The organism is Stutzerimonas sp. FeSN7 (genome assembly GCF_030263795.1).
In the GTDB taxonomy this organism is placed as follows: domain Bacteria; phylum Pseudomonadota; class Gammaproteobacteria; order Pseudomonadales; family Pseudomonadaceae; genus Stutzerimonas; species Stutzerimonas stutzeri.
On sequence record NZ_JARPMN010000002.1, the window covers coordinates 104,096 to 128,830 of the forward strand.

Annotated in this window: 16 protein-coding genes; 11 read left to right on the forward strand and 5 right to left on the reverse strand. The window is 68.8% G+C overall.

The window, feature by feature from the left end; all coding sequences use genetic code 11:
* The first annotated feature begins 77 nt into the window (after nt 1-77).
* Nucleotides 78-2,003: a sensor domain-containing diguanylate cyclase gene (locus P5703_RS23370; protein WP_285590472.1), complete on the forward strand. Its 1,926-nt coding sequence runs from the start codon at nt 78-80 to the stop codon at nt 2,001-2,003.
* On the opposite strand, the gene tctE is transcribed toward P5703_RS23370, so the two are convergent.
* Nucleotides 1,984-3,384 (reverse strand): two-component system sensor histidine kinase TctE, encoded by a 1,401-nt coding sequence (gene tctE, locus P5703_RS23375; RefSeq protein ID WP_285590475.1) that lies wholly within the window; start codon nt 3,382-3,384, stop codon nt 1,984-1,986. The genes P5703_RS23370 and tctE overlap by 20 nt on opposite strands.
* On the reverse strand, nt 3,377-4,048 hold the full coding sequence (tctD, locus tag P5703_RS23380; protein ID WP_111481834.1) for a two-component system response regulator TctD: 672 nt from the start codon (nt 4,046-4,048) through the stop codon (nt 3,377-3,379). The genes tctE and tctD overlap by 8 nt, the downstream gene beginning before the upstream one ends.
* Nucleotides 4,049-4,219: 171 nt before the next feature.
* Between tctD and P5703_RS23385 the strand changes: the two genes are divergently transcribed.
* The 5 genes from P5703_RS23385 to P5703_RS23405 all read left to right on the forward strand — a co-directional run bounded on the left by P5703_RS23385 (nt 4,220) and on the right by P5703_RS23405 (nt 9,546).
* Nucleotides 4,220-5,482, forward strand: a complete 1,263-nt coding sequence (locus P5703_RS23385; protein WP_111481835.1) for an OprD family porin — start codon at nt 4,220-4,222, stop codon at nt 5,480-5,482.
* A gap of 27 nt (nt 5,483-5,509) precedes the next feature.
* Nucleotides 5,510-6,484: a tripartite tricarboxylate transporter substrate binding protein gene (locus P5703_RS23390; protein WP_111481836.1), complete on the forward strand. Its 975-nt coding sequence runs from the start codon at nt 5,510-5,512 to the stop codon at nt 6,482-6,484.
* A 78-nt stretch (nt 6,485-6,562) separates the two neighbouring features.
* On the forward strand, nt 6,563-7,006 hold the full coding sequence (locus P5703_RS23395; RefSeq protein WP_063541127.1) for a tripartite tricarboxylate transporter TctB family protein: 444 nt from the start codon (nt 6,563-6,565) through the stop codon (nt 7,004-7,006).
* Nucleotide 7,007: 1 nt separating this feature from the next.
* Nucleotides 7,008-8,522, forward strand: coding sequence for a tripartite tricarboxylate transporter permease (locus P5703_RS23400; RefSeq protein ID WP_285590483.1), 1,515 nt, complete (start codon nt 7,008-7,010; stop codon nt 8,520-8,522).
* A gap of 1 nt (nt 8,523) precedes the next feature.
* Nucleotides 8,524-9,546: an AbrB family transcriptional regulator gene (locus P5703_RS23405; protein WP_013984386.1), complete on the forward strand. Its 1,023-nt coding sequence runs from the start codon at nt 8,524-8,526 to the stop codon at nt 9,544-9,546.
* Here the strand turns inward: P5703_RS23405 and P5703_RS23410 are convergent.
* Both P5703_RS23410 and P5703_RS23415 read right to left on the reverse strand, forming a co-directional pair.
* Nucleotides 9,543-11,222, reverse strand: a complete 1,680-nt coding sequence (locus P5703_RS23410; RefSeq protein WP_011915039.1) for a Na/Pi cotransporter family protein — start codon at nt 11,220-11,222, stop codon at nt 9,543-9,545. The two genes, P5703_RS23405 and P5703_RS23410, sit on opposite strands and share 4 nt — an antisense overlap.
* Nucleotides 11,223-11,357: 135 nt before the next feature.
* Complete coding sequence (locus tag P5703_RS23415) at nt 11,358-12,245, reverse strand: cache domain-containing protein (protein ID WP_014598046.1); 888 nt, start codon at nt 12,243-12,245, stop codon at nt 11,358-11,360.
* 226 nt (nt 12,246-12,471) lie between these two features.
* On the opposite strand from P5703_RS23415, the gene recC reads away from it, so the two are divergent.
* The 4 genes from recC (at nt 12,472) to P5703_RS23435 (ending at nt 22,457) form a co-directional block, all read left to right on the forward strand.
* A complete protein-coding gene (gene recC, locus P5703_RS23420) occupies nt 12,472-15,750 on the forward strand; it encodes an exodeoxyribonuclease V subunit gamma (protein ID WP_011915037.1) in 3,279 nt (1,092 codons plus the stop codon).
* 663 nt (nt 15,751-16,413) lie between these two features.
* Entirely contained in the window at nt 16,414-19,962 is a 3,549-nt protein-coding gene (gene recB / locus P5703_RS23425) for an exodeoxyribonuclease V subunit beta (protein ID WP_011915036.1), read from the forward strand.
* 70 nt (nt 19,963-20,032) lie between these two features.
* Nucleotides 20,033-21,883, forward strand: a complete 1,851-nt coding sequence (recD, locus tag P5703_RS23430; RefSeq protein ID WP_011915035.1) for an exodeoxyribonuclease V subunit alpha — start codon at nt 20,033-20,035, stop codon at nt 21,881-21,883.
* 130 nt (nt 21,884-22,013) lie between these two features.
* Complete coding sequence (locus tag P5703_RS23435; RefSeq protein WP_014598042.1) at nt 22,014-22,457, forward strand: hypothetical protein; 444 nt, start codon at nt 22,014-22,016, stop codon at nt 22,455-22,457.
* Here the strand turns inward: P5703_RS23435 and P5703_RS23440 are convergent, their stop codons facing one another.
* Nucleotides 22,458-23,366: an AEC family transporter gene (locus P5703_RS23440; RefSeq protein ID WP_020305612.1), complete on the reverse strand. Its 909-nt coding sequence runs from the start codon at nt 23,364-23,366 to the stop codon at nt 22,458-22,460.
* Between the two features lie 172 nt (nt 23,367-23,538).
* On the opposite strand from P5703_RS23440, the gene P5703_RS23445 reads away from it, so the two are divergent.
* On the forward strand, nt 23,539-24,732 hold the full coding sequence (locus P5703_RS23445; RefSeq protein WP_014598040.1) for a GGDEF domain-containing protein: 1,194 nt from the start codon (nt 23,539-23,541) through the stop codon (nt 24,730-24,732).
* The last annotated feature ends 3 nt before the right edge of the window (nt 24,733-24,735 follow it).

The following is a 24,735-nucleotide window of genomic DNA, read 5'->3' on the forward strand; positions in this document are numbered from 1 at the left end:
GGCGACGAGCGCGTCGTTGGATAAATGGCGCCGGTTAGCTGGCAGTACGCCAGCCCGTTGCACCCCGAGGCAATCCCATGACACGTCTGCTCCTGCTGCTGTTGGCCTGCCTGCTGCTGTCGCCTACGGTGGCCGCCACCGCGGCCGGCTCGGCGGCGGTCCAGACACGCGGCGCCTCGACCCTGCAGCTCGGCGCCCTGGAGTACGTGCTCGGCATGCCCGCGGCGGACTTCGACGCAGCGGCCAGCGACGCCTGGCCATGGCAACCGCTGGCGCGTCCGACGCTGGGCAAGCAGCCCGACGGTGCCTGGCTGCGCATGTCCTTGCGCAACGGCGGGACGGATGCGCGGCTCTGGTACCTGTTGCTGAAGTGGCCGGTGCTCGACCGGGTCGCGGTGCGCCTGCACTACCCGGACAGCGGGCGCTGGGGTGCCCCGATGCTGGCCGGCGACGCCCTGGCGCTGAGCGCTCGACCGCTGGCCGACCATCATTTTGTCTACCCACTCGAGCTGCCGCCGGGCGAGCGAGCGGTGGTCCATCTGCAGGTGCAGGCCCGCGAAACCCTGGCGTTGCCGCTGGAGCTGATCGACGAGAAGCAGTTCGTCGAGGGCCGCCTGCGGGACGTCACCCTGGTCAGCCTGTTCTTCGGCGGCATCCTGGTGATCGTGCTGTACAACCTGAGCCTGCTGGTCTTCACCCGTGACGGCAGCTACTTCTTCTACGTGCTCTATCTGCTCAGTGCGGTGTTCTACGTGTTGAGCATCACCGGCTTCGGCCAGCTCTATCTCTGGCCGGAAATACCCGAGTTGTCGGCGCGCTTCTACGGACTGTCCGCCGCGCTGTGCTTCTTCACACCGATGCTGTTCGCCCTGCGCTTTCTCAGCGTGCGCCGCTACGGCGGCTGGGTGTGGTGGGTGTCCATCACGCTGACGCTGTACTGGGGCGCGGCGGTGCTGGTTCTGCTGCTGGTGCCGACGTTGGGGCGCTACCTGTTCATGGAAAGCGTCGCGCTGCTGCATTGCGGGCTGACCATGGCGGTAACGCTCAACCTCTGGGCGCGTGGCAATCCGTCGGCGCGGCTGTTCAGCATCGCCTGGAGCGCGCTGCTGATCTTCACCGTGGTCAACCTGCTGGCGCTCAATGGCGTGCTGCCGCTCAACGCCTGGACCTTGAACGGCCAGCTGATCGGCATGTTCACCGAGTTCGTGCTGCTCTCCATGGCGCTGGCCGAGCGCATCAACATCGAGCGCAACCGGCGTATCGCGGCGCAACAGCTGGCCCTGGAGACCTCCGAGTCGCTCGCCGCCGAGCGCGCCCTGCACCTGCAGGCCAAGCAGGAGGCGCTGGACCTGCAGCTGCAGGCCAACGAGGTGCTGGAGGCGCGGGTCTACGAGCGCACCCGCGCGCTGGAAGAAGCCAGGCAGGGACTGGAGACCGCCAATGCCGAACTGCTGCGCCTGAGCGCCACCGACGCGCTGACCCAGCTGGCCAACCGCCGGCGCTTCGACAGCGTGCTGGACGAGGAGATTCGCCGCGCCCGCCGCAGCGGCAGCCCGCTGGCAGTGCTGCTGGCCGACATCGATCACTTCAAGCGCATCAACGATAGCTATGGCCATCCGTTCGGTGACGAGTGCCTGCGCCAGGTGGCGGCGGTGCTCATGGCGCATTGCCAGCGTGCCGGCGACCTGGCGGCACGCTATGGCGGCGAGGAGTTCGTCGTGCTGCTGCCGGCATCCGATCAGCGCCAGGCGGTTGTGCTGGCGGAGCGGATCCGCCAGGACATCGAGCGCCTGCAGCTGCGCCACGGCGACCTGCCGGTGGCGTTGACCATCAGCCTTGGCGTCGCCACGCTGGGGTCGACCTGTGCCTCGGCAGAGGCGCTGCTGGCCGCTGCGGATGCGGCGCTGTATGCCGCCAAGCACGCCGGTCGCAACCGGGTGGTCTGTGCGCCCGAGGCGGCGATCGGCGAAACCGGCCCCGGCGTCAGCCCTCAGCCGGTATGAAGCGCACCCGCACCAGCAGCCCGCCCAGCGCACCCTGATCGAGGCTGATCTCGGCGCGGTGGGCGCGGACGATCTCGCCGACGATGGCCAGACCCAGGCCGGCGCCATGGCCGCTGGTGTCGCGGCGATAGAAGCGGGCAAAGACGCGATCGCGCTCGGCGACCGGAATGCCAGGGCCGTCGTCCTCCACCTCCAGCACGGCGCCGTCGAGCACCCGCAGCACCACGTTGCCGCCACCGAGGGTATGCGCCAGGGCGTTGTCCAGCAGGTTGCTCAGCAGTTCGCTGATCAGCGTCGGCTCGCCGTCGATCCATACCGGCGCCTCGGCTTCCAGGGCCAGGGCGACGCCGCGCTTGTGCGCCAGTGCCGCCATCGCCAGGCCCAGCTCGCGGGCCAGCTGCGAGAGGTCCAGGCGCTGCGCGCCGCCCTCGGCGATGGACTGTGCGCCGCTTTCGATGCGCGCCAGGGAAAGCAGCTGATTGGCCAGGTGGATGACCTTGTCGGTGCTCTGCCCGGCTTCCTCCAGCGTGTTGCGCCAGACCTCGGGCTGCGGCTCGCGCAGGCCCAGTTCGATGCGCGCCTTGAGCGCCGCCAGTGGCGTGCGCAGCTCGTGGGAGGCATCGGCGATGAAGCGCGCCTGGCGCTCGAGCTGCCCGCGCAGGCGCTCGGTGAAGCCGTTGAGCGCGCGCACCAGCGGCTTCAGCTCGCGCTGCACATCGACCAACGGCAGCGGCCTGAGGTCGTCCGGGGCGCGTTCCTGCACGGCCTCGCTGAGCCGGGCCAACGGGCGCAACGCCGCGCTGACGGCCAGCCAGACCAGCATCAGCGCGGCGAGCGCCAGCAAGCCCAGGCGCCACAGCGTGTCGCTCAACAGGCTGCGCGCCATGCGCTCGCGTGCGCCGAGCGTCTCGGCCACGCGAATCTCGGCGATGCCGTTGAGCTCGGGTTCGCTGACCGGCTGCAGCAAGCTCACCAGGCGCACGCCCTGGCCCTGGAACTCGCCGTCGTAGAAGCGCGCCAGCGCCGGGTAGTCGTCGGTGCGACGGACCTCGGCACCCGGCGCGGGCAACTGTTCGTAGCCGCTGACCAGGCGCCCCTCGGTGTCCAGTACCTGGTAATAGATGCGTCCGGCACTGTCGTAGGCGAAGGTGTCCAGCGCCACGTAGGGCACGTTGGCGCGCAGCCTGCCGTCGCTGGTCACCAGCCCCTCGGCGATCGCCCGGGCCGAGGCCAGCAGGGTCCGGTCGTAGGCGGTATCGGCGGCGGCGCGGCCGTTCCAGTAGGCACTCCAGGCCCCGTACAGCAGCAGCGGCGTGAGCAGGATCGCCAGCCGCAGCAGCAGCCGCGCACGCAGACTGCCGGCCGCCCCGCGCTCAGCCATCGAGCGCCTCGAGCATATAGCCCAGCCCGCGGAAGGTGACGATGCGCACCGGCTGGCCCTCGAGCTTCTTGCGCAGGCGGTGGATGTAGATCTCGATGGCGTCGGCGCTGGCCTCCTCGTCAAGGCCGAATACCTGGGCGGCCAGCTGATCCTTGCTCATCACCCGACCGGGGCGGGCGATCAGCGCTTCCAGCACGCCCTGTTCGCGTGAGGTCAACGCCAGTAGCTCGCCGGCCAGGCTGAAGCGCCGCGCATCCAGGTCGTAGACCAGCGCGCCGCAGCGCTGCTGGCGTTCGCCGCCGCCGACACTGCGGCGCAGCAGCGCCTTGACCCGCGCTTCCAGCTCGGACAGTTCGAACGGCTTGGCCAGGTAATCGTCGGCACCGAGGTTGAGCCCGTGCACGCGGTCACTGACCTCGCCGCGCGCGGTGAGCATCAGTACCGGCAGCGTCTTGCCGCGCTCGCGCAGGCGCGCCAGCACCTGAAAGCCATCCAGCCGTGGCAGGCCGACGTCGAGAATCGCCAGCGCATAGTCCTCGCTGGCCAGCGCCAGGTCGGCGGCAACGCCGTCGTGCAGCAGGTCCACGGTCCAGCCGGCGGCGCGCAGGGCCTGGGCCACGCTTTCGGCCAGCGGCGGGTGGTCCTCGACCAAGAGAATGCGCATCTGCCTGCCCTCTGCGATTGCCAACGGAGCGCCAGTGTAGCGGCAGAAATCACCCGACGGCGCGCTGAAAGGCTGGCGAAAGCTTGGCCGCCTAGGATCGCTCGCAGGTGGCTCGACCCACCCCGCGCGGCGCCTGCGCCGCTACAACAAAAACAACAGTGGAGAAAACCGATGCTGACAGCCGTCAGACGTTCCCCCGTCCCTGCCCGCCTCGCCCTTGCCGTGGCCGCCGCCTCGCTGGCGCCTCTTGCCCAGGCCGCATTCATCGAAGACAGCAGCGCGACCCTGCAGACCCACAACATCTACCTGAACCGCGATTTCCGCGAAGGCAGCGGCCAGTCCAAGCGCGAGGAGTGGACCCAGGGTTTCATCCTCGACGTTCAGTCGGGCTTCACCGAAGGCACCGTCGGCGTCGGCCTCGATGCCCTGGGCATGCTCGGCGTCAAGCTGGATTCCGGTGGCGGTCGCGCCGGCACCGACCTCTTGCCGGTACAGGACGACGGCGGCACGCCGGACGAGTTCAGCCGCCTGGGCCTGACCGCCAAGGCCAGGATCGGCGAGACCGAGCTGCGCTACGGCTCGCACATTCCCGAGCTGCCGGTGGTCAAGGCCAGCGACAGCCGCACCCTGCCGCAGGTGTTCGAAGGCGCGACCGTCACCTCTACCGACATCGACGGCCTGATCCTGACCGGCGGCCGCCTGGACAAGGTGATCGACCGCTCCTCGACCAATTCCCAGGACCTGCAGCTGAACAACAAGAACAGCCGCTTCGCCAGCGCCGCCGAGGCCGATCACCTGAGCTACGCCGGCGCCGAGTACGCCTTCAACAAGAACCTCACCGGGCGCTACTACTATGGCGAGCTGGATGACATCTATCGCCAGCACTTCTTCGGCCTGCTGGCAGTGAAGCCGCTGGGTGAGAATTCGGCGTTGAGCGCAGACCTGCGCGTCATGCTCAGCGATGACAGCGGCGCGGCGAATGCCGGCAAGATCGATAACCAGGCCTGGAACGGCATGCTCGGCTACAGCCTCGGCGGGCACAAGTTCAGCCTCGGCTACCAGCAGATGCGCGGCGACACCGGCTACGCCTACATCGATGGCGGCGACCCCTTCCTGGTCAACTTCGTGCAGATCAACGACTTCGCCAACGCCGACGAGCGCTCCTGGCAGGCCCGTTACGACTACAACTTCGCCGCCATGGGCATCCCCGGGCTGACCTTTCTGACCCGCTACATCTCCGGCGACAACGCCGAGTACAGCGGCGGCAACAATGGCAGCGAGTGGGAACGCGACATCGAGCTGAAGTACGTGGTGCAGAGCGGCCCGCTGAAGAACGTCGCGCTGCGCTGGCGCAACGCGATGTTCCGCTCCGACTTCGCCCGTGACGCCGATGAGAACCGTCTGATCGTCAGCTACAGCCTGCCGATCTGGTAAACAAAACAAGAACGCGAGGAATACCCGATGAAAACCAGACTCAGCCGTATCGCCCTGCTGTCGTCCTGCCTGCTGCTCTCCAGCCAGCTGCTGGCCGAACCCAAGCGCCCCGAGTGCATCGCCCCGGCCAAGCCCGGCGGCGGTTTCGACCTGACCTGCAAACTGGCCCAGAGCGGCCTGAAGGACAGTGGTCTGCTCGAAGCACCGATGCGCGTCACCTACATGCCTGGCGGTGTCGGCGCGGTGGCCTACAACGCGGTGGTCGCCCAGCGTGCGGCGGAAGCCGGCACCATCACCGCCTTCTCCAGCGGTTCGCTGCTCAACCTCGCCCAGGGCAAGTTCGGTCGTTACGACGAGAACGCTGTGCGCTGGCTGGCCGCGGTCGGCACCGACTACGGCGCCATCTCGGTACGCGCCGACGCGCCCTACCAGAACCTCGACGAGCTGATCGCCGCGGTGAAGAAGGACCCGGGCAGCGTGGTGTTCGGCGCCGGCGCCACCATCGGTGGCCAGGACTGGATGCAGACCGCGCTGATCGCCCGCGCTGCCGGTGTCGATCCGAAGAAGCTGCGCTACGTCGCCTTCGAGGGCGGCGGCGAGACGCTCACCGCCATGCTCGGTGGTCACGTGCAGGTCACCAGCAGCGGCCTCGGCGAAGTCACCCCGCAGCTCGATGCCGGCAAGATCCGCATCCTCGCCGTGCTCTCCGACGAGCGTCTGCCGGGTAAGCTGGCCGGGATTCCCACTGCCAGGGAGCAAGGCTACGACATCAGCTGGCCGGTGATCCGCGGCTTCTACATGGGGCCGGAGGTGCCTGACGAGGACTTCGACTGGTGGAAGACCCAGTTCGACACCCTCCTGGCCGACGAGGACTTCGCCAAGCTGCGCGAACAGCGCGACCTGTTCCCGCTGTCGATGACCGGCGACGAGCTGGAAGCCTTCGTCCAGAAGCAGGTGCAGGACTACAAGGCGCTGGCCGGCGAGTTCGGCCTGGTCAAGTAACGCGAACCGGCCCGCGTTCGCGGGCCGCACGGTCGACCCGGCAACTGCCGGGTCGCCGAATCCCAGAGGTATCCCGTCATGTACGTACGTGTCTTCGCCGCGGCGTGGCTGCTCGCCTGCGCCGGCCTCGCCCTGCTCGCCTGGGGCTTCGAGGCGCCCTTCGCCTACGACCCGGTCGGGCCGCGCGCCTACCCGTTGTTGCTGCTGTTGCTGATGGCCTGTGGTGCGGCGTGGCTGCTGTTCAAGCCGCACGGTGAGCCAACACCGCCATTCGATCGGCCCAAGGCGCGCCGCGCCGTGCTGTGCGTGCTGGCCCTGCTGGCCTACGCGCTGCTGTTCGAAACCCTGGGTTTCGTCATCAGCACCGCCCTGGCCGGTTTTGCCCTCGGTCTGCTGTTCAATGGTCGCCTGTGGCCCAGCGTGATCAGCGGTGCGCTGCTTGGCGTGCTGCTCTACGGGCTGTTCGATTACCTGCTGGACGTGCCGCTGCCGCTCGGCCTGCTGCGTCTGCTGGAGAGCTGATATGGAAACTTTGAATTTCTTGCTGCAGGGCTTCGACGTCGCCACCCGGCCGACCAACCTGCTGGTGGCGCTGTTCGGTGCCTTCGTCGGCACCGTGGTCGGCCTCTTGCCGGGGCTCGGCCCGATCAATGGCGTGGCGCTCTTGCTGCCGCTGGCCTTCGCCCTCGGCCTGCCGCCGGAGACCGCGCTGATCCTGCTCGCCGCGGTGTACCTGGGCTGCGAGTACGGCGGACGCATCTCGGCGATCCTGCTCAACGTGCCGGGTGATGCCGCCGCGGTGATAACCACCCTCGATGGCTACCCGCTGGCGCGTCAGGGCAAGGCTGGCATCGCCCTGTCGCTGTCGGCGGTGAGCTCGTTCATCGGCAGCATCATCGCCACCTGCGGCGTGGTGCTGTTCGCTCCGCTGCTGGCCAAGTGGGCGGTGGCCTTCGGCCCGGCGGAATACTTCGTACTGATGATCTTCGCCATCGCCTGTCTCGGCGGCATGGTCGGCGACAAGCCGGTGAAGACCCTCATGGCCGCGCTGATGGGCCTGGCGCTGGCCACCGTCGGTGTTGACTCGACCACCGGCGTCTACCGCTTCACCTTCGGCAGCGTCAGCCTGTCCGACGGTATCCAGTTCGTCATCGTGGTGATCGGCTTCTTCAGCGTCAGCGAGATCCTGCTGATGCTGGAAAAGACCCACAGCGGGCAGAAGGCGGTCAAGGCCAGTGGCCGGCTGCTGTTCAACTTCAAGGAGTTCTGCCTGACCTTCTGGACCATGGTGCGCAGTGCCGTGGCCGGCTTCGTCATCGGCACCCTGCCGGGCGCCGGGGCGACCATCGCCAGCGCCATGACCTACATGAGCGAGAAGCGCATGGCCGGCGAAAAGGGCCGCTTCGGCGATGGCGACCTGCGCGGCCTGGCGGCACCGGAAGCCGCCAACAACGCCTCGGCCTGCGGTTCGCTGATCCCCATGCTGACCCTCGGCGTGCCGGGTTCGGGCACCACCGCGGTGATGATCGGCGCACTGACGCTGTACAACATCACCCCGGGGCCGCTGTTGTTCGAACAGCAGCCGGACGTGGTCTGGGGTCTGATCGCCTCGCTGTTCATCGGCAACGTGATCCTCTTGATCATGAACATCCCGCTGGTCGGCCTGTTCTCGCGCATGCTCAGCGTGCCGAACTGGGTGCTGGTACCGACGATCACGGTGATCAGCATGGTCGGCGTGTATTCGGTGCACAGCACCGTGTTCGACCTGGTGCTGATGGTCGGCCTCGGCGTGTTCGGCTACCTGCTGCGCAAGCTGGACTTCCCGCTGTCGGCGCTGATCCTCGGTTTCGTCCTCGGCGAGATGATGGAAGACAACCTGCGCCGCGCGCTGTCGATCTCCAACGGTGAGCTGGGCATTCTCTACGGCAGCCCGATCACCCTGGCACTGTGGGGGCTGACCGTGGCGATGCTGGCCATGCCGGGGCTGCGCTGGTACCTCAAGCGTCGTCGCGGCAACGCGGTCGAGGCACAGGCCTGATATGCACCAGCGGCTGCCGGCCTGGTGGGCGACGCCGCTGATCGGTGCGTTCGGCGGCTGGCTGGCGAGCCTGGCCAACTGGCCGCTGCCGTGGATGGTCGGCTCGCTGCTGGCGGTGATCGCCGTGCGCTGCAGCGGCTGGCTGGTGAGCGAAGTGCCGCGCGGCCGGCAGGTGGGGCAGTGGATCGTCGCCAGCGCCATCGGCCTGCATTTCACCGGTGAGGTGATGCGCGAGGTGCTGGCGCACTTCGGCGTGATCCTCGCCGGCGCCGTGGGCACCCTGCTGCTGGGGCTGATCGGCATCTTCATCCTGCTGCGCAGCGGCAGCGACCGTGCCACTGCATTCTTCGCCAGCATGCCGGGTGGCGCCAGCGAGATGGTGGTGCTGGCCAACCGGCACCAGGCCGAGGCGGCCAGCGTGGCGGCGGCGCACAGCCTGCGCCTGCTGCTGGTGGTGCTGATCGTGCCAGCGCTGTTCACCTGGGGGTTGCCGACCGTCGCGGCGCCGCCCGCGGCCCCGGTGAGCTGGCCCTGGCTCGCCGTGCTGCTGCCAGCCGGTGGTCTGCTGGCGCTGCTCTGGAAGCGCCTTGGCCAGCCCAACCCCTGGATGCTCGGCCCGCTGACCGTCTGCGCGCTGGCCAGCGTGGCGTTCGACCTGCACATCGGCCTGCCGGGCTGGGCCGGCGCGCTCGGCCAGTGGCTGATCGGCTGCTCGCTGGCCTGTCATTTCGATCGGCCATTCTTCCGCAGTGCGCCGGCCTTCCTGTTGCGCATCCTGCTGTTCACCCTGCTGGCCATGCTGGTCGCCGCTGCGCTGGGCGGTGCCCTGGGCTGGCTGACGGCGCTGGACGAGGTGTCGCTGATGCTCGGCATGATGCCCGGCGGCATCACCGAGCTGTGCCTGACCGCCGAAGCCTTGCAGCTGTCGGTGGCGCTGGTTACCGCGGTGCAGGTGCTCAGGCTGTTTCTGGTGATGTTTCTCGCCGAGCCGTTGTTCCGCCTCTGGCAGCGCCGCGCAGGCTAGGCGGGACGCCCCGGCAGGTGCGGCTCGCTGGGCAGCACCTCACGGTTGGTGTCGCCGGAAGTGCGCGGCTTGCCCGGGCCTTCCAGAGCCGGATAGGCGGCGCTGCAGAACAGCGAATTGAGCCGTTTCATGTCGGCAATCAGCTCCAGATGCGCCGCGCTGGTCTCGATGCTTTCCACCACTTGTCGGTGCAGCCGATGCACATGGGAATGGGCCAGCTCGCGCTCCAGTTTGCGGAACTGGCGCTTCTGCTGCAGAAGCTGGCGCGCACCGTGGGAGTCGCCGGAGATGAACACCGACAGGCCCAGCCGCAGGTTGGCGCTGAGCTGGGCATGCAGCTGGCCGAGTTCCTCCAGCCCGCTGTCGGAGAAGGAACGGCGCTTGGCGGTCTTGAGGTTCTGCACCTTGCTCGCCATGTGCTCGATGATGTCGCCGGCCTGCTCCAGATTGATCGCCAGTTCAATGATCTCCGCCCAGCGCCGGCCTTCCTGCTCGGCCAGGTCCTCGCGGGGCATCTGCGCCAGGTAGAGCTTGACCCCGCTGTAGAGCGCATCGACGTCGTCGTCCAGGCGGCGGATCTCCTCGCCCGGTTCGGCACGGTCCTCGCGCAGCACTTCCAGCAGGCGCGCCAGCATCAGCTCCACCATGTCGCCGATGCGCAGGGTCTCGCGCACTGCATTGGCCAGCGCCAGGCTCGGCGTGTCCAGCGCCGCCGGGTCGAGGTGCCGCGGCTGCGCCACGCCGTTGTCCAGCTGGCGCTCGGGCAGCAGGCGCTCGCACAACCGGCTCATGGGGTGCACGGTGGGCAGCAGGAGCAGGCAGCGCAGGCTGTTGTAGACCAGGTGGAAGCCGATCACCTGGGTCTGCGCGCTGTAGCCGAGGGTGTCCATCCAGGCCACCAGCGGCACCAGGAAAGGCAGCACGATGAGGCCGGCGAGCTTGTACAGCAGGTTGCCCAGCGCCACCCGCCGCGCCGAGGCAGGCTGCAGGCTGGCGTTGAACCAGGCGAGCAGGCCGCTGCCGATGTTGGCGCCGATCACCAGGCCGAGTGCCACCGGCAGGCTGATCAGGCCCGCGCCGGCCAGCGTCGAGGTCAGCAGCACCGCCGCCAGGCTGGAATACGACAGGACGGCGAACAGCGCACCCACCAGCACCGCCAGCAGGGTGTCGCCGGCGAGCGAAGAGAACAGCACCTGCATGCCGCGCGCCTCGGTGATCGGCTCGGCGGCGTGCACGATCAGCTGCAGGGCGAGGATGATCAGGCCGAGGCCGATCAGCACGCGGCCGATCTGGCCGGTGCGGCTCTGCTTGCGCGAGAGGAACAGGCTGACACCGACCAGCGTCAGCAGCGGCGACAGCCAGGACAGGTCGAGGGTCAGCACCCGCGCCATCAGCGCGGTACCGACGTCCGCGCCGAGCATGATCGCCAGTGCCGTGGGCAGCCCCATCAGGCCCTGAGCGACGAAGGAAATGGCCAGCAGTGCGGTGGCATTGCTGCTCTGCACCAGCGCGGTGACGCCGATGCCGGCGCCGAAGGCCAGCGGCGCGTTGCCCATGCTCTGGCCGAGCATGCGCCGCAGGTGCGAGCCATACACCCGCATGATCCCGGTGCGCACGATATGCGTACCCCAGACCAGCAGGGCAATGGACGACAGCAGGTGCAGCAGGGTCAGCATGGTTCGGGCTCCTGCCCCGGCGAGCGGCAACGACGACAGCCGCGTCATGAAGACGCAGATCTGCACCGGGGATACTCGATTGACCCTGGCCCGCCGGCCCCGTTCACCGAACCGTCACAAACCCTGCGAGTGCCCTCAGGGGCGGGTGTAGTAGCCCACGCCCAGCAGCACGTCGTCGACCCGCTGGATCAGCGTGTGCTTCTGCTCGACCGCATTGGTCGCCGGGTTGCGCCAGACGTAATCCACCGTGCCCGAACCCTGCTTGCGTGCCAGTTCGATCATGTCCTTGAACAGCGGCTTGCCGGCGGCATCGGTGACGCTGCGCACATCGACGCCCACCAGGTTCGGCGAGCTGCCGCTGGCGCGGTAACGGCCGTCGTCGAGGCCGATGGCGAAGACGTATTCATCCTGGAAGACGAAGCCGCCGCGCGGGTCGTTGAAGCTGCGGAAGGCTGCCTCGGCGCCCTTGTCCTTGACCTGCCGAACGGCGCGGTCGAGCAGCGCCTTGGCATGTTCGGCCGTGGCGCGGGGGATGTAATAGCCGACGCAGAGCACATGGTCGCCGACCTTGCGGAACTGGCTGATCTTATTCTCGACCTTGTTGTCGGCGGGGTTGAGCCACTTGTACTCGACTTCGCCGCTTTCCTGCCTGGCCGACTTGTCCAGCAGCTCGCGCATGAACGGCTTGCCGGAGGCGTCCTTCAGCTCGCCGACGTTCAGTCCCACCAGGCTGGCCGACGGCCCGCTGCTGGCCTGCATGGTGCCGTCCTCGCCGAGCACGAAGATGTAGTACTGGCCGCGGACGAATTCGCCGCTGCGGTCGTTGAAGGCGGCCAGCGCCTGCTCCGGGCCCTTGGCCTGGAAGGTCAGCACGGCCTGGTCGAGCAGGGCGCGAGCCTGGCTGGCGTGGCTGCGCTCCACCGAGCCAAGGGTGCGTTGCGGGGCCTGCTCCTGGGCATGCAGCAGCGGCGTGGCGCCCAGGGTGGCGGAAAGGGAAAGGACGAGCAGCGTCTTGCGGTTCATGAACGACTCCCGAGCGGATGGCGGGCGACCAAGCAGCCGCCCCTCAAGCCCATGCTAGGCAGCCGCGGCGCAATTGATATTGGTCGAGAGAAGCAAAAGGGCAGGGCGAAAGGAGGAGAAATACCGCGACACGGCCTGTCGCATCCGGGATGCAGACTCAAGCGCACGGCTCGCTCCCCTGCGGAGCGGCCTGTAACCTAGCGACTTCTGTTCACGCGGTGCGCCCATGCTCAGCCTCTACCACGCCCCTGATCTCGAAACCCTCGGCGAACTGGCCACCACGCTGCTCGCCCAGCCGCTGGCCGACCCCTTCGCGCCGGCGCGGGTGGTGGTGCCGAGCCAGGGCATGGGCCGCTGGCTGACCCTGGAGCTGGCGCGCCGGCAGGGCATCGCCATGCAGCTCGAGCTGCAGCTGCCGGCGGCCTTCGTCTGGGACCTGAGCCGCACGGTGCTGGGCAGCCTGCCCGAGCAGTCGGCGTTCTCCCCGACCACCCTGACCTGGCGCCTCTACGGCTGGCTGTGCGAGCCGGCCAATCTCGAGCTGGCGCCGCGTTTGGCGCAGTACCTCGATGGCGGCGATGAGCGCCGGCGGCTGTCATTGGCGGCGAAGATCGCCGACGTCTTCGACCAGTACCTGCTCTATCGCGACGACTGGCTGGCGGCCTGGGAGCGCGGCGAAACCCTCGACCTCGGTCCCGACGAAGCCTGGCAGGCGCTGCTCTGGCGCGAACTGACCAAGGACGGCCACCCGCACCGCGCGCGCCTGCTCGGCGACCTGCTGCAGCGCCTGTACCGCGACGAGCCGTTGCCGGACCTCCCCGAGCGCCTGCTGGTGTTCGGCATCAGCAGCCTGCCGCCGCACCATCTTCGTGTGCTCGACGGCCTGGCGCGGCATATCGACGTGGTGGTCTGCGCGCTCAACCCAAGCCGCGAAGCCTGGGGCGAGATTCGCGATATTCGCGAGCTGGCCAGGCAACCGGAAAGCGGTGTCGATGACTGGTATCTGGACGTCGGCCATCCGCTACTGGCGAGTCTCGGCAAGCAGGGTCGCGACTTTTTCGACTCGCTGTTCAGCCTGACCGCCAGCGAAGGCAGTCAGGAATTCGGCCTGTATTCCGAAGACGAGGACCTGCACGACGACAGCCTGCTGCATGCCTTGCAGAACGACATCCTGCGCCTGCGCACCCGCCTGCCCGATGAGCGCATCAGCCTGGCCGAGAACGACCGTTCGCTGGAGGTGCATATCGCCCACTCGCCGCTGCGCGAGGTGGAAATCCTCCACGACCAGCTGCTGGCGCGCTTCGCCGCCGACCCGGCGCTGACGCCGGATCAGGTGGTGGTGCTGACCCCCGACATCGAACGTTATGCGCCTTTCATCGAGGCGGTGTTCGCCCCGCGCGAGGGCAGCCCGCGGATTCCCTACAGCCTCGCCGACCGCAGCCTGCGCGCCGAGGTACCGTTGATCGAGGCCTTTCTCGAACTGCTGTTGCTGGCGCAGAGCCGTTTCGCGGCCGAGGAAATCCTCGCCTGGCTGGAACAGCCGGCCATCGCCCGCCGCGCCGGCATCGAAAGCGAAGACCTGCCGCTGCTGCGTGACTGGCTGCGCGAGGCCGGCGTGCGCTGGGGCCGCGATGGCGAGCAGCGCGCACGGCTGGGCCTGCCGGCCGAACCGGCCTTTACCTGGCGCCAGGGGCTGGACCGCCTGCTGCTGGGCTTCGCTGCACCGCCGCAGCTGGCCGGCGACCGCGCGCCCTTGCTTGGCGAGCACTGGCCGCTGGACGCGCTGGAAGGCGCGCGCGGGCAGTTGCTCGGGCGATTGGTGGGCTTCGTCGAGCGGCTCGGCAGCCTAGCCGATCAACTGGCTCGGCCGCGCCCGCTGGCCGAGTGGGCGGATGACCTGCAAGTGCTGATCGATACGCTGTTCGACGAGCGCGAGGCCGGCGAGACGCTGCTGCTGCTCTCCCAGGCCTGCGCCGCCCTGCGCGATCAGGCCCAGGCCGCCGACCTCACCCGGCCCATCGAGCTGGAACTGGTGCACCAGCAGCTCAGTGCCGCGTTGCAGCAGGGCGGCGGCGCCTCGGGCTTTCTCACCGGTGCGGTGACCTTCTGCACCATGGTGCCGATGCGCAGCCTGCCGTTCCGCGTGGTCTGCCTGCTCGGCCTGGACGATGGCGCCTTCCCGCGGCGCACGCCGCCGTCGGGCTTCGACCTGATCGGCCGACATCCGCGCCGTGGCGACCGGGCGCGGCGCCTCGACGACCGCTACCTGCTGCTGGAGACGCTGCTCTCGGCGCGTCAGGCGCTGTACCTGTCCTATGTCGGCCGCGACCCGCGCGACAACGCCGTGCTGCCGCCCTCGGTGTTGCTCAGCGAGGTGCTGGAGGCGGTGGACATGACCGCCGTGCTGGCCGACGGGGCGCGGCCGGTCAGCCAGAAGATCCTCATCGCGCATCCGCTGCAGCCGTTCTCGCCGCGTAATTTCGGCGAAGCGCCCTGTGCCGGCTATTCGCTGCCCTGGTTCCGCGCCGCCCAGCGCCTGGCCGAGCCACCACAGGCGCAGGCGCAACCCTTCGCCAGCCTGCTCGCCGAACCCGATGAGGCCTGGCTGACCATCGAGCCGTCGCAGCTGCTGCAGTGCTTCCGCCACCCGGCGCGCTTCCTGCTCGAACAGCGCCTCGGTCTGCGCCTGGCCGATGATCAGGAATCGCTTGCCAGCGACGAACCGTTCGACCTGGAAATGCCGGCCTGGAACGGCCTGCGCCGCCTGTCGCTGCAAGCGATGGAGCAGCGCTGGAGCGACGAGGAGGAGCGGCGCATGGCCTGCGCGGCGGGCTGGCTGCCCACCGGTGAGCTGGGCCAGGCGCTGTGGGGCAAACTGCGCGGACCGGTGCGTGCATTTGCACCGCGGCTGTTCGAACTGCGCCCGGACGCCGTGCCCGAGCCGCTGCCGGTGGACATCAACCTGGCCGGCGTGCGCGTGCATGGCTGGCTTGATGGCGTGACGCCGGGCGGGCTGTTCGGCTGGAAGCTCGGCCGCCTCGGCGAATGGGATCTGCCGCCGTTCTGGCTGCGCCACCTGCTGCTCAACCTGTGCGCCACGCCCGGCATCGAACGCCACAGCCTGATGCTTTCGCCGGCCGGTGACTGGCAGCTGGGGCCGCTGGCCAATGCGGCCGAGCTGCTGGAGCCCTGGCTGGTGGCCTACCGCAGCGCGATCCGCGAGCCACTGCCGCTGTTGCCGCGCAGCAGCCAGGCGTTCGCCCGCGGCTACCGCAAGCCGAGCCGCGGCAGCGAGCCGCTGGACTGCGCCCGCAAGCGCGCCCGCGAAGCCTGGTTCGGCGCCGAATTCAGCCCCATTGCCGCCGAAGCCGAAGACCCCTGGAACGCCTTGGCCTTCCGCGACAGCGATCCGCTGGACGAGCGTTTCGAAACCCTGGCCGAACAGCTGATCGGCCCGGCGTTGGATGCGTTGGCGGATGGAGAGGAGCAGAGTGATGACGTCTGAAGCATTGTGTCTCCACTTGCTGCCGTGCCTGTTCGACGGTCAGGGTTTCGCCCCTGACGGGCGAGTCACTTTCTCTTTGCTTGCGGATCGCCGCCCGGTGCAAAGAGAAAGTAACCAAAGAGAAAGCACACCCCGCATCCGGCCCCGGCTGCGCCGGGGTTCCCTCGTTCCATCGCTGCTCCAGGGGCACGCTCAGAAGGGACGTCCCTGTCCCTTCGGAGCTCTCGCGGCGTCCATGCCGCTCGACCCCTTGCGCATCGACTCCACTCGGCCTCCTGAGGGGCCCCGGTTCGCGGCGCCAGCTCATGTCGGTATACGTGCTTTTCGCGGTGGCATCGGCTTCTTGTTTTTCAGGCGCAGGCGCTGTCAGGCGACTCATGAATCCCCTTCAGGAGGCCGAGCGCAGGCGTTGTGTAGGGGGACGCGAGGCATGGATGCCGAGCGAGGCGCGAAGGGACAGGGACGTCCCTTCGCGGCGTGCCCCCGGAGCAGCGCCGGAGCGAGGGAAGTCTGGCCGCGCAGCGGCCAGACCCGGATGTTGGGGTGCCCTTCTTCTTGCTTACTTCTTCTTGGGCAAGCAAGAAGAAGTAAGGCGCCCGGCGGGGCGCAACCCGAGGGTGCGGCCAGCACTGCAAAGTCGGCTTTGGCTCGGAGGATCAAGCCATGAAACTCGACCTCCTCGACTCGCCCTTCGACGGCCGCTCGCTGATCGAAGCCAGCGCCGGCACCGGCAAGACCTGGACGCTCACCGCGCTCTATGCGCGTCTGCTGCTGGAACGCCAGCTCTCGGTGGGGCAGATTCTGGTGGTCACCTACACCACCGCCGCCACCGCCGAGCTGCGCGAGCGCATCCGCGCGCGGCTGGCCGATCTGCTGGCGGTTTATGACGGCACGCCGAGCAGCGATGACTTCCTCAATCGCCTGCACGCCCGCTATCCGGACGACGCCTCGCGGCGGCGCCTGTTGCTGGCGGTGCACGGCTTCGACGAGGCGGCGATCTTCACCATCCACGGCTTCTGCCAGCGCGCCCTGCAGGACGCGGCCTTCGAGGCCGGCGGCGACTTCGACAGCGAGCTGACCGCCGATGACCGCGAGATCATCGACGCGCTGCTCGCCGACGCCTGGCGCAGCGAGCTGGCCGATGCCGACCCGGCCTGGGCACGCTTCCTGGCCAAGAGCCGGATCACTCCGCAGTGGTTGCGCCAGCGCCTGCGCAGTCATCTGGGCAAGCCCTATCTGCGGGTCGAGCCGCAGGGTGCGCCGGTCGCGGCCGATCTGCGCCCGGTCGAGGCGGCCTGGCAGCGGGCTGCCGAGTTGTGGAAGCAGGCGGGCACCGCCTGGATCGCCGAGCTGCTGACGCATGGCGGGCTCAGCCAGAGCACGCACAAGAGCGTCAAGTTTGCGCCATGGCAGGCGGAACTGGATGCCTATTTTGCCGATCCGGCGGTGATGTTCGACCTGCCCGAGGGCGCGGCGAAGTTCGGCGTGCGCGCCCTGAGCAAGGCCTGCAAGAAGGGCTTCGACGCGCCGGTGTGCGAGCTGGCCCAGGCCCTGGACGAGCTGGCCGATCAGGTGGCCGACGCACTGCCAGCGGGCAAGCAGCGGCTGATCGCCCTGCAGGTGGCGCTGCTCGAGCGGCTCAACCGAGAGTTGCCTGAACGCAAGGCGGCGCAGAGGCTGCTGGCCTTCGACGACCTGCTGAATCGTCTGGATCAGGCACTGCAAGGCCCGGTCGGCGAGGACCTGGCGGCCTCGCTGCGCGCCACCTATCCGCTGGCGCTGATCGACGAGTTCCAGGACACCGACCCGATCCAGTACGCCATCTTCAACCGCATCTATGCCAAGGGCCGTGATGCCTCGCTGTGCTTCGTCGGTGACCCCAAGCAGGCGATCTACGCTTTCCGCGGCGCGGACCTGGCCACTTACATGACGGCCAAGCAGCAGGCCGATCGCGAACCCTTCAACCTGCCGACCAACTACCGCTCGACGCCCGAGCTGATCGCCGCGCTCAACCAGCTGTTCGACCATCCGCAGCCGTTCGCCCAACCCGACCTGCGCTACCCACCGGTGGGTGCCGCCGACAAGCCGCGTGCGAGCCTGCGTCTGGCAGAGGAGGGCGAGGCGGCGCCGCTGTCGCTGGTCTGGCTCGGCGACGATCCGCTGGGCAAGGGTGACGCCGCGCAGCTGGCGGCCAGTGACACCGCGCGACGGATCGCCGTGCAGCTGGCCGCCGCCGCCGAGGGACGCGCAGGTTTCGACAAGGATGGCGGTTTCGCCCCGCTCAAGGGCGGCGATATCGCCGTGCTGGTGGCCAATCACCGCCAGGCCGGGATGATCGCCGACGAGCTGGCCGCGCGTGGCGTGCCCAGCGTGCGCCGCGGGCGCGACAGCGTCTGGCGCAGCGAGGAGGCCGGCGAACTGGCCGCGGTGCTTGCCGCCTATGCCGAGCCGGGACGCGAGGGTTTGCTGCGGCATGCCCTGGCGACGCGCCTGCTGGGCCGCAGCGCCGCCGATCTCGCCCGCTGCCAGGATGACCAGCATGAATGGGACGCCGAGCGCGAAGCCGCCGAGCGCTACCACCAGCTCTGGCAGCAGCAGGGCTTCATGCGCGTGTTCCGCGCCTGGCTCGACGAGCAGGCGGTGGCCGAACGCCTGCTGGCGCGGGTGGATGGCGAACGGCGGCTGACCAACCTCTTGCACCTCGGTGAATTGCTGCAGGCCGAGAGCCTGCTGCGGCCCGGGCTCGAGCCGCTGCTCGCCTGGTTCAACGCCCAGCGCGGCAGCGAAGGCGCCGGTGAAGAAGCGCTGCTGCGCCTGGAAAGCGATGCCGAACGGGTGCAGATCGTCACCATTCACACCAGCAAGGGTCTGGAATACCCCTTGGTGTTCTGCCCGTTTCTCTGGGACGGCAAGCTGCTCGGCAAGAACCAGGACAGTGCCCGTTGTCACGATGCCGATGGCCAGCCGCTGCTGGACCTGGGCAGCGGCGAACTGGAGGACAACCTCGAACGCGCCCGTCAGGAGGTGTTCGCCGAACAGCTGCGGCTGGCCTACGTCGCCCTGACCCGCGCGCGTGACCGGCTCTGGCTGCATTGGGGGCCGGTGAGCCTGCCCAAGGCGAAGAAGGATGGCAGTCTGCCCGACGAAGGCTTGCACAGCAGCGCCCTGGCCTGGCTGCTGCACGGCCGCGAACTGCCGGGCGAGCAGCCACTGACGGAGCTGGGCAACCACCTGGCTAGCCTCAACGGCGGTAGCTTGCGTCTGGCCATCGAGCGGCTGGTCGCCACGAGCGACGGGCGCATGGCCTGCCTGCCGCTCGAGTCGCGTGAGGCCAGCACCCAGGGCAGCAGCCGCGCAGCGCCGCCCGAGCAGCTGGCGCAGCTCAACCGCAGCCTCTACAGCGCCTGGCGCATCGGTAGCTTCTCCGGGCTGGCCGCCGGCATGCACATGGAAGCGCCGGACCGCGACGCCCTGGCGATGCCCGATGCCGGCGAGCCGGGCAGCGGCTTCTTCGCCTTCCCACGCGGCGCGCGGGCCGGTACCTGTCTGCATGCCATCCTCGAGGACTGGGCACGGGGCAAGGGCGAGCTGGCCCAGCTGGTCGAGCCGGCGCTCAAGGCCTACGGCTTGCCCCTGGACTGGCGGGACGTCGCCACGGCTCAGCTGGAGCGGGTGCTGCAGACCGATCTGGACGGCGCCGGGTTGACCCTCGCCAGCCTGCTGGCCGCGCGCCGGCTGCCGGAGCTGGGCTTCACCTTCCCGGTGCGCGAGCTGGACGTGGTTCGCCTGCGCGCCTTGCTGACCGACCCGGCCAACGGGCTGGCCGCACCGCTGCGCGAGGCCGCAGCGCGGCTTGAATTCGACAGCCTCAAGGGCTTTCTCAAGGGCTTTATCGACCTGACCTTCGAGCACGGCGGCCGCTGGTACATCGCCGACTACAAGTCCAACTGGCTCGGCCCGGACGCCAGCTACTACGGCGGCGAGCGGTTGCTGCAGGCGCTGGCGGGCGAGCACTACTACCTGCAATACCTGATCTATCTGGTGGCGCTGCGCCGCTTCCTGCGCCAGCGTCTGACAGATTTTCGCGATGAGCAGCTGGGCGGCGCCTTCTACCTGTTCCTGCGCGGCATGCCCGAGGCGGGCGTCTACTTCGCGCGGCCGGACGATGCGCTGCTCGATGGGCTGGATCGACTGTTCGAGGAGGGACGGTGATGGTGCGCTTTGGCGGTCTTGACCGCGACAATGGGCGTGGCAGCGCTTTTCTGCCGACCAGGAGCGATGTATGACCCTTGCCGATCTGCCCCTCGGCCCGCTTGAGCGCGCCTTTGTCGCCAGCCTGCAACGCCTGGAACCGCAGGCGCCCGAAGCGGTGCTGCTCGCCGCCACGCTGTGCTGTGAGGCGTTGGCGGCCGGCGATGTCTGTCTACCACTGGAACGCCTGGCCGGAAGGCGCCCCTGGCCCGATGTCGATCTCAGCATGCCGGCGCTGCCCGTCTGGCGCGCACAGCTCGAAGCTTCCACGCTGGTCGGAACACCGGACGACTATGCGCCGCTGACCCTGGTCGGCGACCGGCTCTACCTGGCCCGCTACCAGGCCTACGAACAGCAGCTGGCCGAACAGCTGCTGGCCCGCACCGGCGATGCGCCCGAGGTGGACGAAGCACGGCTCGCCGAGAGCCTGGCGCGCTTGTTCGCCTTCAATCAGCAGCGCCCCGACTGGCAGCGCCTGGCCGCCGCGCAGGCAGTTCGGCGGCGCCTGGCGGTGATCTCCGGCGGGCCTGGCACCGGCAAGACCACCACCGTGGTGCGCCTGCTGGCGGCGCTGCTCGAGCAGCCTGGCGGCGAGCGCCTGGCCATCGGCCTCGCCGCACCCACCGGCAAGGCCGCGGCGCGCATGGCCGAGGCGATCCGCAACGCCAAGGCCGAGCTGCCGGTCAGCGATGCGGTGAAGGAGGCCCTGCCGGACGAGGCGCGGACCCTGCACCGCCTGCTCGGCAGCCGCGGGGACAGCCCCCGCGTGCGCCACGATGCGGCCAATCCGCTGGCGCTGGACGTGCTGGTGGTGGACGAGGCGTCGATGGTCGACCTGGCGCTGATGGCCAAGCTGGTCGCCGCGCTGCCGCCGAAGGCGCGGCTGATCCTGCTCGGCGACAAGGATCAGCTGGCCGCCGTGGAGGCCGGTGCGGTGTTCGCCGAACTCTGCGAAGGCCGTGGCTTCGATGCCGGGGCGGCAAGCGAGCTGGAGCGCATCACCGGCCAGCCCGTGCCGGTCGAGACGCCGCGCTCGCGCCTCGGCGATGCGGTGGTGCTGCTCACCCACAGCCACCGCTTCGCCGGCGACAGCGGCATCGGCGAGCTGGCGCGGCGTATCAACGCCGGCGATGCGAAAGGCACCGTCGCGCTGCTGCAGGAAGGTCGTGCGGATCTCGCCTGGAACGCGACGCCCAGCCCGACCGCCTTGATCGAGCGGCTGGAACAGGGTTACGGCGGCTACCTGCAGGCTGCGCGGCAGGGTGATCCAGGCGCGGCGTTCGAGGCCTTCAATGGTTTCCGGGCGCTGACTGCGCAACGCGAGGGCCCGTTCGGCGTGACCGGTATCAACGAGGCGCTGGAAACGCGCTTCAGGCGTCGCCTCGGCGTGCCGGCCCGCGAACGCTGGTATCCCGGCCGTGCGGTGATGGTCCGGCAGAACGACTACGCGCTGGGGCTGTTCAACGGCGATGTCGGCCTGTGCCTGAAAACCGAGCAGGGCCTGCGGGTGTTCTTCGAGGGTGACGACGGTTACCGCGGCTTCGCGCCGGCACGGCTGCCGAGCCACGACAGCGCCTTCGCCATGACCGTGCACAAGAGCCAGGGCTCGGAATTCGCCGAGGTGCTGCTGGCATTGCCGGATCAGCCGAGCCCGCTGCTGACCCGCGCGCTGTTCTACACCGGCATCACCCGCGCCAAGCGCCGGGTGGAGATCTGGGCGCTGCCGGCACGTCTGGCCGAAGCGGTCAGCACCCGCGCCGAGCGCGCCGCCGGGCTGGCCGAGCGGCTGGTTCCGGCGGGTGCCGCGGCCGATGCCGATGCGGTGCCAGAAGCCCCGATCGGTGCGGCGCCAACCGAGGGCGATCAGGTCAGCCTGTTCTAAAAGCGTGCGCGGCTGCTCGAAGCCGGCACGATCGCGGCTCATCGCCTCCGTTTCGTGAAGCGGTTGTGGGTTTGGCTGGCGCAATTCTGTTCCGATGCGCGTTCGCCGAAAGCCGATACCAGGACTCGCGATGAAAACCTTCTTTCTTCTGCTCTGGGGCGCGCTCAGCCTGACAATCAGTACCGCGGCGCTGCGTGCCCTCTGGCTCGAGCCGTCGCTGGCCAGCGGTTTCGCGCTGCTGCTGGTCGTCTACTACATCGTCTGCTTCTTCCAGCTCATCCGTGCCGCCTATCTGCCGTGGGGGCTGCTGGGTGCCTACCGGCGTGCCGGCTATTGGCTGTGCCTGATCCTGCTGCCGCTGACGCTGATTCCCCTGCATGCCGCCTATGAGATATGGCAGCAGGGCGGCTACGTCGCGGTCGAAGCCTCGCTGCATACCGAGTGGCTGCACCTGCTGCTGGGCTGGTTGCAGGACGCCCTCGGTTACCTCGGGCCGCTGCTGGTGCTGTGCGCCGTGGGCATCGGCCTGGCGCTGATGCTGCTGCGTCTGTTGCGTGGGCAGGTGGCGCGCTGATCAGCCGTTCAGCAGGGTGAGCACCAACGGCAGGCTGGCCGCGGCCAGCAGCGTCTGCAGGGTGATGATGCCGGCCATCAGGTGGCTGTCGCCGCCGAGCTGGCGGGTCAGCACGTAGGCGGTCGGCGCGGTGGGCAGGGCGAAGAACAGCACCAGGATGGTCGTTTCCATCGCCGGCAGGCCGAGCACGACCGCGACGCCGTAGGCCAGCAGGGGCACGGCGAGCAGACGTACCGCGCAGTTCCAGCCCAGCGCCGGGATTTCCCCGCCCAGTTCCTGCGGCTTGAGCGCCGCGCCGACACAGAGCAGGCCCAGTGGCAGGCTGGCTGCGGCCAGCAGGCCGAGCAGCCGGTCGGTACCGCCCGGCAATCCCAGCCCTGACAGATTCACCAGCGCGCCGGTCAGGCAGGCCAGGATCAGCGGGTTCTTCGCGATCGGCAGCAGCAGCCCGCGTACGCTGACGCCGCGCTCGGCGGTCAACGCCCAGACCGACATCACGTTCACCGTGGGCACCATCAAGGCCAGCATCAATGCTGCCAGGGCCAGACCTTCCTTGCCGAACAGGCTGCCGACCGCCGCCAGCCCGAGGTAGGTGTTGAAACGCAGCACGCCCTGGGTGATGGCACCGAAGCGGCCAGCGGACCAGCCGCGCAGTCGCTTGGCGATCAGCAGCCCGACCCAGGCCAGACCGAGGCCGAGCATCACCGCGCCGGCCAGTTGCGGCAGGGCGGGGTTGTCCAGCGGCGCGGTGGCCAGGCTGCTGAACAACAGGGCAGGAAACAGGACGAAGTAGTTGATGCGCTCGGCGCCGGGCCAGAACTCCTCGCTGGGAAAGGCCCGCAGACGCAGGAAATAACCAGCAACGATCAGCGCGAACAGAGGCCAGAGGGCCAGCAGAAGGGTGGTCACGGATACATCCAGCAATGCATGTGGGTCGATCTTCGATGCTGGAAACGTCCAGTGCAAGTCTTGTGTCCAACCAGCCATTCGCCGCTGTCGCTACGCTGGTCGGGCCAGGAACCATCACTAATGGCTCGGTGATATCATTCATGCCCTGAACCGCGAGCTGCCGATGTCACCCATGATCGACCATCCCTCTGCCGAGGATTTTCGCGATACCCCCTACGGCCGGCAGCTGCACAGCGGGTTTCGTCTCCTGCGCTTCAAGTCCGAGCTGGAACGCGAGTTTCGCCAGTACCTGGATCGGCATGCGCGCACGTCGCAGCGGCTCGCCGCGCTGCTGCTGATCATCGCCGTCTCCGGCTACCTCTATGTCGAGCACCGGCTGTTCAGCCTCGCCGACACCGGCTGGCTGGCGACGCTGACGCTGCTGCGCATCCTGCAGATCCTGCCCGGTGTCGTCGTGCTGGTGCTGACGTTCTACAGCCGCACCTTTCGCGCCCAGGCCAACCGCATCTTTCCGGTGCTGCTGGTGCTCATCGGGATCATCGCCGCGCTGATCGACATTCGCTTCGAGGCCCTGGGAACCGAGCTGAACTTCCGCTACGGCGCCGGATTGCTGATCGTCAGCTCGTTCTTCTTCCTCGGCGTGACCTTCTGGTGGGCACTGCTCTGCGCGGTGCTGATCGTGGTGGCCGATGTGCTCATCGCCGGTCTGATTCTCACGCCCGAACAGATGCCCGAGCACTGGATCGCCGTCAGCTACTACCTGCTGCTGCTGATCATCGGTGCCATCAGCCGCTACGTTCACGAGTATTCGCAGCGCGACCAGTTCCTGATGCGCAAGCTGCTGGGCTGGGTGGCCGAGCATGATGCCCTGAGCGGCCTGGCCAATCGGCGCAGTCACGACCTGGCGTTGCGTCAGCGGATCGCCCAGGCGCGCCGGGACCGCCAGCCGCTGAGCCTGCTGTTGCTCGATCTGGATGATTTCAAGGCCTACAACGATACGTTCGGCCATCCGGCCGGCGATGCGCTGATCCGTTCATTCGGCGAGCTGGTGGCAAAGTTCGCCCGACGGCCGTTGGATCAGGCTGCGCGGGTCGGCGGCGAGGAGTTCGCGCTGCTGCTGTACAACTGCGACAACGCGGCGGCGCAACGCATCGCGCGGCAGCTGGTGGCCGCGCTGGCGGCGCTGGAGGTCAGGCATCCGCGCGATCCGGCGTCGCGCGTGGGGGTCAGCATCGGCGTGGCCACGCTGCAGGATGGTCAGCAGGCCGAGCAGCTCTATCACAACGCCGACATGGCGCTGTACCAGGCCAAGACGACCGGCAAGAACCGCTTCGCGGTCGCCCCCGGGCAGGCGCGCCGCGACTAGCTG

What these genes read in the sequence shown, in the direction of transcription:
- P5703_RS23370 (WP_285590472.1), top strand. Translation starts at nt 78, where the DNA reads ATGACACGTCTGCTCCTGCTGCTGTTGGCCTGCCTGCTGCTGTCGCCT.
- tctE (WP_285590475.1), bottom strand. Translation starts at nt 3,384, where the DNA reads ATGGCTGAGCGCGGGGCGGCCGGCAGTCTGCGTGCGCGGCTGCTGCTG.
- tctD (WP_111481834.1), bottom strand. Translation starts at nt 4,048, where the DNA reads ATGCGCATTCTCTTGGTCGAGGACCACCCGCCGCTGGCCGAAAGCGTG.
- P5703_RS23385 (WP_111481835.1), top strand. Translation starts at nt 4,220, where the DNA reads ATGCTGACAGCCGTCAGACGTTCCCCCGTCCCTGCCCGCCTCGCCCTT.
- P5703_RS23390 (WP_111481836.1), top strand. Translation starts at nt 5,510, where the DNA reads ATGAAAACCAGACTCAGCCGTATCGCCCTGCTGTCGTCCTGCCTGCTG.
- P5703_RS23395 (WP_063541127.1), top strand. Translation starts at nt 6,563, where the DNA reads ATGTACGTACGTGTCTTCGCCGCGGCGTGGCTGCTCGCCTGCGCCGGC.
- P5703_RS23400 (WP_285590483.1), top strand. Translation starts at nt 7,008, where the DNA reads ATGGAAACTTTGAATTTCTTGCTGCAGGGCTTCGACGTCGCCACCCGG.
- P5703_RS23405 (WP_013984386.1), top strand. Translation starts at nt 8,524, where the DNA reads ATGCACCAGCGGCTGCCGGCCTGGTGGGCGACGCCGCTGATCGGTGCG.
- P5703_RS23410 (WP_011915039.1), bottom strand. Translation starts at nt 11,222, where the DNA reads ATGCTGACCCTGCTGCACCTGCTGTCGTCCATTGCCCTGCTGGTCTGG.
- P5703_RS23415 (WP_014598046.1), bottom strand. Translation starts at nt 12,245, where the DNA reads ATGAACCGCAAGACGCTGCTCGTCCTTTCCCTTTCCGCCACCCTGGGC.
- recC (WP_011915037.1), top strand. Translation starts at nt 12,472, where the DNA reads ATGCTCAGCCTCTACCACGCCCCTGATCTCGAAACCCTCGGCGAACTG.
- recB (WP_011915036.1), top strand. Translation starts at nt 16,414, where the DNA reads ATGAAACTCGACCTCCTCGACTCGCCCTTCGACGGCCGCTCGCTGATC.
- recD (WP_011915035.1), top strand. Translation starts at nt 20,033, where the DNA reads ATGACCCTTGCCGATCTGCCCCTCGGCCCGCTTGAGCGCGCCTTTGTC.
- P5703_RS23435 (WP_014598042.1), top strand. Translation starts at nt 22,014, where the DNA reads ATGAAAACCTTCTTTCTTCTGCTCTGGGGCGCGCTCAGCCTGACAATC.
- P5703_RS23445 (WP_014598040.1), top strand. Translation starts at nt 23,539, where the DNA reads ATGATCGACCATCCCTCTGCCGAGGATTTTCGCGATACCCCCTACGGC.